This window comes from Cupriavidus sp. 96C5-1, from assembly GCF_057798855.1.
Genome location: NZ_JBYOJU010000008.1, coordinates 196287 through 206977, shown reverse-complemented (window position 1 = coordinate 206977; position 10691 = coordinate 196287). Strand labels below are relative to the sequence as shown.

The window sequence follows — 10691 nt, the reverse complement described above, 5'->3', positions numbered from 1 at the left end:
CTGGGCGGCAGGCCGTGGGCGCGGCGGTAGCGCGCCAGTTCTGCCACCAGCTCGTCGGTGGCCGGCACCAGCCGCGTCTTATTGCCCTTGCCGGTCACCTCCAGCCACCAGCGCTCCACCCCGTGGACATCGCGCCGGCAAAAAAATGCCCCCATGCGCGTCTCGGCCACCTCCGCCGCCCGTAGCCCACCGAGATAGAGCACGGAAAAGAGCCAGCGGCAGCGCGCCGCGTGCAGGCGCTCGCGCTCGGTGGCGGTGTCGCTCGCACCCGGCATGGCCTCGATGGTGTCCTTGACCGCCTGCCACAGTTCGTGACTGAGGTAGCGCGTGATGCGGGGCTTGGCCTGCCCGCGGCGGCGGCGCGCCAGCGACAACGGGTTGCCGGCCAGGTAGCCGGCCTCGACTAGCCAGGCGAACAGGGCATTGAGGATCACCATGGCGTGCCGCGTGCTGAGTGAGGACAGGGCGCCGGCGAAGGGGCGCCAGTCCGGATGGCTGCGCGCGAGTTTCTTGCGCGATGCCATGACCCAGCGCCAGGCCGGCTGCGGGTCAGCCAGAAAGCGCTCGTACAACAGGAGATCCTCATGGGTCAGCGACGACAGCGGCTTGCCGCGCTGGAGCACGGCCCACAGCAGCAGCCGCTCGGTCTCGCGCCGGTAGGTCTGCAGGGTCGCCGGGGTATCGGTGTAGCGGGCCAGCCAGGCGGTGACGGCGGCCAGATCATCGGCGGCCGCGATCTGCGGGGTGCCGCCGCGGGCCCGGTTGCTGCCGGCGGCGCCGGAGAGGTCGGCAGGCAGGGCCAGGCGCTCGAGTGGGGTGGCGGGCAGGGCGGCGAGGGGGCTAGCGACGAGTTCCAAGGGGCGGCACGGTGTAGAGATGAGTTCAGGCGTAATTATAGACAGAAGCGCAGTTATGTCTAAAGATTTGTAAAATTATTCAATAAATTAACGTATTACGTAGTAATATTTAAGTAAACTGATCTTGTGTGCCGCCCAAACATGACCGCCAGCCCTGAATCCCCATCGTCCGACGCCGCCTTGCAGGCCACGCTCGCCGCCGACGTGGCGACCCTGCGCGCGCAGTTCCCCGAGACCCGCGCGCTCTACCGCGAGGTCTGCGCCTTGCTGTTCTTCCGCTATGGCATCACGCCCACCGCCAACAAGCTCTACGGACTCGTGCGCAAGGGCAGCATGGGCACGCCCACCGAGGTGCTGGCGCAGTTCTGGGCGGACCTGCGCGGCAAGATGCGCGTGACCATCGACCAGCCCGGGCTGCCGGATGCGCTCAAGTCGATCGCCGCCGACGCCGTGCAGTCGATCTGGCAGGCCGCCAACGCGGCCGCTAGCAGTGAGTTGGCCGCCTTGCGGGCCGAAGCGCGGCTGCAGGCGAGCGAGGCGGAGGCGCAGCGCGACCAGGCGCGCGCCGCGGTGGTCGTGGCCGAGCAGGAGACCGCCGCCGTACAGGCGGACTTCGATGCCGCCCAGCAAGGGCGGGCGGCGCTACAGGGGGAACTGGACGCCGAGCGCCAGGCCCACGCGGCCGCGCGGGCGCGCCAGGAGGAGGGCCGGCGCCAGATCGAGGCGCTCGAGCGGCAACTGAGGGAGATGCGTAGCCAATTCTCGGCGGATCTGGAGCGCACCCGCGAGCAGGTGGCCGTGGCGCAGGAACGCGCCGAGGCCACCGAGCGCCGCGCGCTGCGCGAGATCGACCAGGAACGCACGCTGCGCCAGAAGGCCGAGCAGGCGTTCGCGGACCTGCGCGCTGAGTTGGCGGCGGTGCAAGCGCGGGCGCAGGACGCCGCCGTGGCCAGTGCCGAGGAACGGGCAAGGCAGCAGGCCGAGCGCGACACGCTCAGCCGGCAACTGGCACAGGCGCAACAGGCGCTGGCGGAGGGGCAGGCGGTGCAGGGCAGGCTGGAGGCGGAACTGGAGATGGCAGTCCGGCGCGCCGAGCGGGCCGATGCGGAAGCCACCGCGGCCCGGCGCCTGGTATCGCCCAGGCGCCGGGCGCCGGTGACGAAAACCAAGTTCAAGCCCGGGCCGGCCTGAGAACAGGAGCGGGATAGAAATTGTCCACCGCTCGCTGGGATAAGCCTGTGGACAAGCCGCGCGGGGGCCGAGTGCCGACGGCATCAGCGGGTTTGACTAAAATTTAAGCAGTGAGCGCGACGGCCACGTCCTCCCGCCAGCGCGGATTCCCGCTGCAGCCATCACCTGGAACAACCCCGAAATCCAGCGCTGCCGCCAGACGGCATCACGCGGGATCCGGCGCCGCCCCTAAATCCATTCACCTACACCATGTCGATCGAAATCGAGCGCGCGCAAGCGATTACCAGGATCCGCATCCAGATGGCCCAGCACGGCCTGACTTTGACCGACCTGCAAGCGGCGGGCTGCTTTGCCGAGCCGCCGCCGATCCCAGCGCAAGGAGCGGTGCGCTACCGCAACGCACAGGGGCAGAGCTGGGACGGCCGCGGTGCCATGCCGGACTGGTTGCAGCGGGCAGTCAACGCCGGGGGGATTGGGGGACATTTCCGCGTGCCCGTCGCGGGAGTCACGGGGCCCGCCGTCAAGGGGAGTTCCGATTTGAAATCAAATGGTTAGCCGGAGGTGCGGCGGATTTTTTGACGAATAGTGGCCAACCCTCTAGGTGAGACCCGGCGGTTCTTCCCGAAATACTTCGTCCGCGCTGGCGACTAGCAAGTGGAAGGAGAATGAGCTCTCGGCCGCGCCTTTCTGCGCTGTGCCCGAGTAGGGCTTTGGGTTCTGCGTTTGCGTTAGCAAGCGCAGGCCGCCAGGTTTGCGTGCTGGGCGCGATTGGGCGAAGCGATTTCAACTGCCTTCATACAAGAGTCCGCCGGCGAAGCTGGTTTGAGGGCGCCGATCGCATGGTCTATTGCGTGGCCGATGTGCTTTATGCGAGCGGAAAGAATGTCCGAGGTGAGCCGTTTGTTGCACGCAAAGAGCGTCTGGGGCACCTCTCAAAAAGTGCCTAAATGTTATCTTTTATGGCTATGCGGAGGATGGGGAGTGACCCTATCAGTAAGTTCTCTCATTGGGGCTTGAAGGCATGGTCGGGAAACGCCGCGAGAGGCTCTATATAGAAGGCTCGAGCCCAAGCTGGATCAAGGGTGAAACGCCCTGGCGCTACGCCCCCGGCAGGTTTGCGAGGGCGCAAACGTAACAGGTTCGCTGAGTGGCTTTTAGGACACTTTATGGCGCAAGCGGCCGTTTTGCATTTTGCGATCAGAGATGGTGCTTGAACCCAGGCGCCGTGGCATCTAGGCGGAGATTCCCAGCGTCAAAAGTGGTTGCATTGCACGATAGTTTTGGGCGATTGCATTGCAATGAGACGCTTGATCAATTATGATCAAGCCATTGGAGTTGCTAACGGAATTCGCTATGTGATTCGGTGTGCATTTCCGAGCAGTTTCCTAAATCCTCCCCCCTGCTGAGGTGAAAGCCGAAAGCCCGCGGGAGGTCCAGTCCGAGAGGACCGGAAAGGCTTAGTCGATAGCGGGGTGTCCAGCCTCAAAAGCTAAGCGCCGCCTTGGTGCTCTCCATCAAGGTCCCACCGGGAGTGGGATATCCAAGAGAGGCCCCCGCGACCTATTCCTGAACGCCCCCTCACCGCAGGGGGCGTTTGCTTTTCTAGCGCTTCTTCTTGCTTTTCCCTCTCCCCTTGCCGGGCTTCGGTTCCGGCTCGCGATAGTCGCGGTCTTCCCACTTGGCAGCCAAGATACGGGCGACCTTGTAGGACTTCTTCAGGAACGGCTTCTCATAGTTGATGTCTTCGGGAAAGGCCGTCTCAACGCGCACCATGACGTGCTTCTGATCACCGTCTGGCTTGTACCGCTCCATGCGCAGGATGATGTTGTACTCAATCGTGGTCGGCGGCTCGCCTTCAACATCGTCCACCAGTTCGATCTGCAGGAAATTGCCGCCAGCGGCGACCCATAGATCGGTCTCGCCTTGAAGCAGATCAATCATGATCTTCGGCAAATACGCCGACAGCCGATGGCGCCGCTTGCAGAACATCCGGAGCTTCCTGCCATCGTATATTTCATGCCCGGCGGGAATGTGCTCGTCAAGGCGCGGCGTCCTGCTATAGCAGTGGTTAGTGTACGAGACCCTCACCGGCACTTTGGCAATGTTGTTACGCACCAGCACATAGACGGTATGCTGGGTTGGCGCCAGGTGCGAGATGTCGTAAAACGTTTCTCCGACGCGGATAAGGGTGGGCTCGATCATATGGGCACGTATGGACAGACGCGCATTATGCCTTTTGGTGCGCCTATAGCCGCGGCATTTTCGCTGGTAGTTGCGGCACCCATGCTGCGAACGGTCGCGCCAACACAGCAGATTTGCGTCGCTGCGTTCGCCTTGATGAACAAGGCGAAAGTGCCTGCAGTTTGCCCAATAGGCTGCCCAGCTTGCGGATTTCGGTGCATCCGGCAGGCCTACCGGGCTGATCGCGACGCGCTCGCTGGCCGCGCGCATTCCTGGAGGAAGAGTTGAAGACCGCGCGCGCTGGCCCCGATGCCTACCGTCAGACGCTGCAGAGGCGGCGCTGGCGCGCCAGCTGCTGGCAGAATTGCGCGTGGCGCCGCGCGAGCGGGACGGGGGTGGTGGACGGCGGCGCAAGGCCGGGGGGCGGCAGCGACCGCGAAGGAAGGACAGGACGAAGAACAGGGCGCGCCTGCACCCGATGACGGCAACGATGGCAACTAAACGAGAGTGGGTCGACGCGATCCGCCGGATCCAGGCCCAGATGGCCAACTATGGGCTGACGATGGGGGAACTGGAGGCAGCGGGGTGCTTTGATCCGCCGCCGTCGCCACCGATCACGCGTCCGGTCTGCTATCGCAACGCCGAGGGGCTGAGCTGGGACGGGCAGGGCGAGATGCCGTCGTGGCTCAAGCGGGCGGTCAATGCGGGGCAGAGTGTGGAGTTCTTCCGGGTCCGATAAGAGCCTTCAAGCCCAAATTGGGGTGCCAGAGTGCTGGGGAATTCAGCAAAATCAGAGGGTTGCTGAGAGATGTGGCGGGTTTTTGCGAATTCCGGGCGACCCTCAAGAAGGCCTAGCCATGATTGCCCAAGCGATCCATATGGGCTTCATGTCGCTCAGTCTATAATGGTGCGCCGGGGAGAGAGGGGCTCGCTCCGCTGAGCCAATATCGCTGTCCCCGATGCGCGGGCATCGAGTCTTCGAGGACCATGGAAGCCAACAGAGGTGATGGAATAATTGCGCGTGCATCTAGAAAAAGACCGACCTTCTGTACTGGATGAGCTTGACGGCGAGCTCGCGTCCTATCGAACGCGGGAACGGAATCCACAGCGAGTCGCCTTTCCAGTTGATACGGGTGCCAAGATTGAGGCCTTGATTAATAGATACCAGCGGACACGGAGGACGATCCCTGTCTCGTTCCGCGAACTCGTTCCTTGGTTGAAAGTCGGCGAGCGTGCCACTCACTATCTGCATCCCTATCCGGCAAAGTTGCTGCCGCATATCGCTCACTTTTTTTTGGCGTCTGAATCCATGTGCAAGGCGGGTGGGCTTGTTCTCGATCCCTTTGGTGGATCGGGTACCGTCGCACTGGAATCCTGTCTATCCGGTCGTTCGGCCGCTTACGCGGATACCAACCCGCTTGCACGTTTAATTGCAGAAGCGAAGGTCTGCGTTCCCCCTGTCCGGGAATTTGACTCGGCCCTGGCAAGTCTCATATCACGCTTCCGACGTTCGCGAACTCTCCAACACCCCGCGGTTGTAAACGTGGACAAATGGTTCCGGCCAGAAGTCATTCGTGGCCTCTCTCGCCTGAAAGCAGCGATCGAAGGTGAGTCATCTGCGGAATTGCGGCGGCTGTTTGAGGTGACCTTCTCTGCGACAGTTCGGCGAGTTAGCAACGCCGATCCTCGACTCTCCGTGCCGGTCTTGGCGAAACGAGGGTTCGCCGAAAAGGCGCCTGAGAATGTTTGGCAGCGCTTCTGTGACCAGTTTTCAGCGAACACAAAGCGTATTAGGGAACTCGCCGCGCTTGCTCCCGTGCAACCGCAGTTGCACATTGCTGGTCCCGACGCGCGCTGCCTCACGTCTGATTCGGGCGGCGCACTCGCACCAGACTCTGTCGACCTTGTGATTACGTCGCCACCCTATGCAGGCGCTCAAAAATATATCAGAGCGTCAAGCCTGTGCCTCGGCTGGCTCGGTATTGCGCAAGACGGCGAGTTGAAGCCACTCGAGAATGTGACGATCGGAAGGGAGCACCTGCCTAAAAGTCACGTTGATGCGGCTCCTATAACATCTGTCCCCGCTGCTAATCGCGTCATTGCACGGGTCCGGAAGAAGAATCCTACACGTGCGGCTATTTGCGCGACCTACATCAATGAGATGGAGGGCGTACTGGCGCAACTGCACACGGTGCTAAAGCCTGGCGGACGGCTTGTCCTGGTCATTGGCAACAATGAAGTATGCGGTGAGAAGTTCCTGTCTTCCGAATACCTCTGTTCGATCCTCCTGGCGCTAGGGTTTCGTTTGGATATCAAGATGGTAGATGAGATCAAGTCACGTGGGCTCATGACCAAACGAAACAAGACGGCCAGCGTAATTACCCGCGAGTGGGTTCTAGTTTTCCAGAAATGATCTGAGATGCTAACAGCACCGCCGACACTAAATAATGATCAAATGGCGCTGTGGGAGGCGCTTGGAACCCGCCTCGTTACGTTAGACGAGCGAGTTTGGGAAGGAAATGCCAACGGCCCTGCAGTAGAAAATTGGCTGGGGAATTTCGTTGGTCGCACAGGGGCAAGCGCGGATCTTGAGCGATTGCATGCTATGTACCTCCTATCGCAGTTTATGTATTTCGGGGCCCGTGAGATTCGAGTACTGCTGAAGGCGCTGTACCGAGAGCTTTTCCTGCTACCGCTAGCTCAAGAAGTCCGGGCACAAGTGGCGAGCGAAGCCGAGTTTTTGAGGCGGATGGCCGAGGAGCGGGCGGCCACACGCTTTCTTGGGGTTGGCAATCCGTCGGAGAGCGGCGTGCATCTCTTGTACTATTTCCGGCAGGAGAACTTGCTTGGCAAGGAAGCCTTTTTGGACTCAGCCCAGATCTATAAGACCGCTGCCGAGGATTCGGGTCGCAAGAGAGTGGCAAGACATGCCGATGTGAAGCGGTATATCTTCCTCGACGACATGTGCGGTAGCGGCGAGACTGCAGTACGCTATTCAAAAGACTTGCTGCCTGACCTTATTGCCGAGAAGCTTGACGTCGAGCTTTTCTATTTTTCACTTTTCGCCACTACCGCGGGCCTTGAACGGGTCAGAACCGAGACTGTATTCGGTCAGCGATGCGGCGCAGTGTATGAATTGGATGAGAGCTATAAGTGGGCCTCACCCGGTTCGCGATACCTGTTGGGCCTACCATCCGGCCTCGATGCCGATTTGCTGGTCGCAGTGGCTTCTGTCTATGGCGAGACGATCATGCCAGGCCATCCTCTGGGCTATTTGGGAAGTCAGCTACTGCTTGGCTTCTTCCATAACACGCCCGATAACACTTTGCCGGTTATCTGGTGCGACCAACAGAACGGCTCGCGTGAACCTTGGTACCCTATATTCCGCAGGTATCCAAAAATATGAGAAACATATCAAGCGACCATCAACGCGAAAACCCCTTTGATCTCACTAAGGCATCCGACTATTCGGACCGACAGGTCAAAGAGTACTGGGTGGATGTGGCGAGCGAGAAGCACAGTTTGGTTGACTTTCTTAAGCCAACATCGCTAATGCCGATGTTGCTGTTGGGGGGGAAAGGTAGTGGTAAGACACACCTGCTGCGCTATTGCTCTTCAACCGTACAAGAGTTGCGTCATTCGAATCTTCGAGCCGCAATCGCGGAAGAGAAGTACCTAGGTATTTATACAAATGCCGACGGGCTAAATGTCCATCGTTTTTCTGGTAAGGGGCAGAGCGATGATGTGTGGGAGGCAGTGTTTGCCTACTCGTTTGAGCTGTGGCTTGTCGGTTGTTTGCTGGCTTCATTACGTCCGGCATTGGCCGACGGCGAGCTACTGTCCCCGGAATGGAACCAAGCATTCGTTGATAGGGCGCTAGCTCTGATGCACGTCACCCCAGCGATATCCATCACCGGATATGACGACCTCATTTCCTACTTAAGTTCACTACGCAGCAATGTAGACTTGGTTGTGAACAACACCGCCATCACGAGGCAGCTGAGTGGAATTGAAGTGACCTTCAATCCGGGGGATCTTGTGTTTGGTGTCCCAAGGATCGTAGCTGAGCTATGTCCGTTAGCGGAGAACACTGCTTTTGTCTATCTCATTGATGAAGTAGAGAATTTCACTGAGCAGCAACAGTGTTTCCTGAATACCTTGGTGAGGTACCGCAAAGGTAACGTCACGCTAAGAATCGGTGCTCGGCTTTACGGCATCAAGACTTACAAGACCTTGGGTTCTGGTGAGCCAATCAAGCGGGAGGCCGAGTATGAGGCAGTTGTACTAGACGCCCGCCTCAGGGAGGACCTTGTTCAGTACGAGACATTGGCTGCAAGACTGGTGCTGAAGCGCCTCGAGGCTGTCCACTCCTCTCCAGCACTAAAAGAGGACTCGCTCCCGCTTCAGTTTGCTGAACTTTCCTCCGAGAACTATTACCAAGAAGTGGCTTTGGACATAGTCGCAGCTAGGGATGCGGCCGGTATAGAGCGGCCACACATGGCGCGCTTTCGGACGGCTGCTACCCGCATCATCGGAGACGAAAAAATCGCGCAAGCGCTCGTCGAGCAGCTTGAACTCCGCTCCCATCCGTTACTGGAGAAGGTCAACCTACTCGCGTTCTATAAGCGACTCTCCAGAGGTTGCGACGTGCTGGCACTCGCAAAGGCTATCCGTGCTGAGTCGGCGGCCCTACTTGACCAAGGTCCTCAGGCTGCCCCTAGCTATTACGAACTGTATAGTCATTTTTCTTCGGATCTTCTTTCGCAGCTCTTCCGCGACTATGGGCGCAAGCCGATCTATGCTGGATTCAAGACGCTAGTGCGGCTTTCCCAGGGCGTGCCGAGAAACCTGCTGAGCTTGCTCAAGCATATCTACCGAAGGTCAAGGTTTGCAGGTGAAGAGCCGTTCGTTCGGGGCCCGATATCCGTTGGGGCTCAGGTTCAAGGTATTCAGGATGCCGCGGAATGGTTTTGGGAGGACGCACAGCCTGATGCACACGGTTCCCTTGTGCGCAACGCTGTCGAACATCTGGCAACCTTGCTTCGCTCGATCCGCTATAGCGACAATCCGTCGGAATGCGATCTATGCTGCTTCCTCGTAAATCCGGAGGCACTATCTGATGGCGCGGTTAGGGCATTGAAGATGGCTGAAAACTGGTCCTTCTTTGTGCGGGTCAGTGGCAGCTCAAGTGCTAAGAACGATGATCGAGTGCTTTGGAAGTTCCAGGTCAATCCTATGCTGGCAGCGCGCTGGGGCATATCGGAGTCACGAAGAGGAACAATAGAATTGAAGGGCGATTTCGCTGAGTTTGTGCTTGCGGAACTGGATAACGCAAAGACACAGCAGGCGATTAATGCCAGGGTCGAGACTATGAATCTTCCAAAATTACTTGACTGCATCAGTTCGGGCGGCGACAAGCGGCAGACGGGGCTTTTCGATGGTCTCTAATGTTGCGCTCTATCTTGCCGGCCCTGGAAAGCGCCTTCTGCCTGAGGGTCGGAAATACGATATTTTGGTTTCAGCCTTCAATCTCAGTGAACGCATCGCCAATACCTTCAATCGAATCGAGGCAACGCGCAAATACTGGATCATTCACAATGAGTACCGATTCAATGATTCGGAGCTTCCTGTCAGTGCGCCCATGCTCACGTCAGCCGCGATTTCGGAAGCAGATTTCGTCCTAGACGCGTTGAGCCAGATCGATCCACCTCTTCAGGCGGGAATCAGCCTCTGTATAGACATTACCGGGTTCATGCGGCCGCATCTTATATTCCTGATGAACTACTTGAAGGCTTCAGGGGTCACGAAGTTTGATCTGGTCTACACGGAACCTTCGCAGTACATGCGCAAGGCAGATACGATATTCTCCTCTGATGTCGTTGAGGTCCGCCAGATCAATGGATACGAGGGCGTCCATTCTGTGGATATGGCTGATGACGTTCTGATCGTGGGGGCAGGCTATGACCACGACCTGATTAGCCATGTGATCGCCAACAAAAGTAATGCACGATTGGTCCAGCTGTTAAGCCTGCCGTCGCTTAGTGCAGACATGTATCAGGAGAGCTTGATCCGACTTCATAAGGTCGCGGATGCCCCGCTCCGTGTGCCTGATGAACAGCTAGCATATGCGAGTGCCAACGACCCATTTATTACCTACATTGTGCTAAGCGAAGCCCTAGCTAAAATTGGCGCGCGACAGCAACGCATCTCGAATGTTTACCTGAGCCCTCTTGCCACGAAGCCCCAGGCGGTTGGATTTGCAATGTTCTACCTGAATCATCTGATAGGGACGCCTGCGAGCATCATTTTTCCGTTCGCGAGCCAGTACGCCAAGGAGACAAGTCGCGGTGTCGGACGGGCTTGGCTCTATGAAATCGCATTTGGCACGCCTGCATGAACACAGTGGTGTAAGCCAACGCCGTGCCATTTTCCACCATGGCATGAGGGATGGCCGGGATTCGC

At 58.9% G+C, this 10691-nt stretch carries 9 protein-coding genes; 7 read left to right on the top strand and 2 right to left on the bottom strand.

Annotated elements, in window-relative coordinates; translation table 11 throughout:
- On the bottom strand, nucleotides 1-857 hold an 857-nt coding region (locus AC3FOF_RS12735; RefSeq protein WP_488726806.1), incomplete at its 3' end, for a tyrosine-type recombinase/integrase.
- Between the two features lie 141 nt (nucleotides 858-998).
- Here AC3FOF_RS12735 and AC3FOF_RS12730 point away from each other — a divergent pair.
- Both AC3FOF_RS12730 and AC3FOF_RS12725 read left to right on the top strand, forming a co-directional pair.
- Nucleotides 999-2048, top strand: coding sequence for a DNA-binding protein (locus AC3FOF_RS12730; RefSeq protein WP_488726805.1), 1050 nt, complete (start codon nucleotides 999-1001; stop codon nucleotides 2046-2048).
- Between the two features lie 249 nt (nucleotides 2049-2297).
- Nucleotides 2298-2603 carry an H-NS histone family protein gene (locus AC3FOF_RS12725; protein WP_488726804.1) on the top strand — a complete coding sequence of 102 codons (306 nt, stop codon included), beginning with the start codon at nucleotides 2298-2300 and terminating at the stop codon, nucleotides 2601-2603.
- A gap of 1047 nt (nucleotides 2604-3650) precedes the next feature.
- Here AC3FOF_RS12725 and AC3FOF_RS12720 read toward each other — a convergent pair.
- Entirely contained in the window at nucleotides 3651-4250 is a 600-nt protein-coding gene (locus AC3FOF_RS12720; protein WP_488726803.1) for a hypothetical protein, read from the bottom strand.
- A gap of 469 nt (nucleotides 4251-4719) precedes the next feature.
- Here AC3FOF_RS12720 and AC3FOF_RS12715 point away from each other — a divergent pair, with 469 nt between their 5' ends.
- The 5 genes from AC3FOF_RS12715 (at nucleotide 4720) to AC3FOF_RS12695 (ending at nucleotide 10626) form a co-directional block, all read left to right on the top strand.
- Entirely contained in the window at nucleotides 4720-4968 is a 249-nt protein-coding gene (locus AC3FOF_RS12715) for an H-NS histone family protein (RefSeq protein WP_488726802.1), read from the top strand.
- Between the two features lie 282 nt (nucleotides 4969-5250).
- The gene (locus AC3FOF_RS12710) at nucleotides 5251-6642 is read left to right on the top strand and encodes a hypothetical protein (RefSeq protein ID WP_488726801.1); all 1392 of its coding nucleotides are present in this window, start codon (nucleotides 5251-5253) and stop codon (nucleotides 6640-6642) included.
- A gap of 6 nt (nucleotides 6643-6648) precedes the next feature.
- Nucleotides 6649-7635: a phosphoribosyltransferase-like protein gene (locus AC3FOF_RS12705; protein ID WP_488726800.1), complete on the top strand. Its 987-nt coding sequence runs from the start codon at nucleotides 6649-6651 to the stop codon at nucleotides 7633-7635.
- Nucleotides 7632-9677 (top strand): ORC-CDC6 family AAA ATPase, encoded by a 2046-nt coding sequence (locus AC3FOF_RS12700; protein ID WP_488726799.1) that lies wholly within the window; start codon nucleotides 7632-7634, stop codon nucleotides 9675-9677. The genes AC3FOF_RS12705 and AC3FOF_RS12700 overlap by 4 nt, the downstream gene beginning before the upstream one ends.
- Complete coding sequence (locus AC3FOF_RS12695) at nucleotides 9667-10626, top strand: hypothetical protein (RefSeq protein WP_488726798.1); 960 nt, start codon at nucleotides 9667-9669, stop codon at nucleotides 10624-10626. The genes AC3FOF_RS12700 and AC3FOF_RS12695 overlap by 11 nt, the downstream gene beginning before the upstream one ends.
- Nucleotides 10627-10691: the final 65 nt, after the last annotated feature.

Bases quoted from the DNA above. Each gene is read 5' to 3' on its own strand.
- AC3FOF_RS12730 (WP_488726805.1), top strand. From the start codon at position 999: ATGACCGCCAGCCCTGAATCCCCATCGTCCGACGCCGCCTTGCAGGCC.
- AC3FOF_RS12715 (WP_488726802.1), top strand. From the start codon at position 4,720: ATGGCAACTAAACGAGAGTGGGTCGACGCGATCCGCCGGATCCAGGCC.
- AC3FOF_RS12695 (WP_488726798.1), top strand. From the start codon at position 9,667: ATGGTCTCTAATGTTGCGCTCTATCTTGCCGGCCCTGGAAAGCGCCTT.
- AC3FOF_RS12700 (WP_488726799.1), top strand. From the start codon at position 7,632: ATGAGAAACATATCAAGCGACCATCAACGCGAAAACCCCTTTGATCTC.
- AC3FOF_RS12725 (WP_488726804.1), top strand. From the start codon at position 2,298: ATGTCGATCGAAATCGAGCGCGCGCAAGCGATTACCAGGATCCGCATC.
- AC3FOF_RS12720 (WP_488726803.1), bottom strand. From the start codon at position 4,250: ATGATCGAGCCCACCCTTATCCGCGTCGGAGAAACGTTTTACGACATC.
- AC3FOF_RS12705 (WP_488726800.1), top strand. From the start codon at position 6,649: ATGCTAACAGCACCGCCGACACTAAATAATGATCAAATGGCGCTGTGG.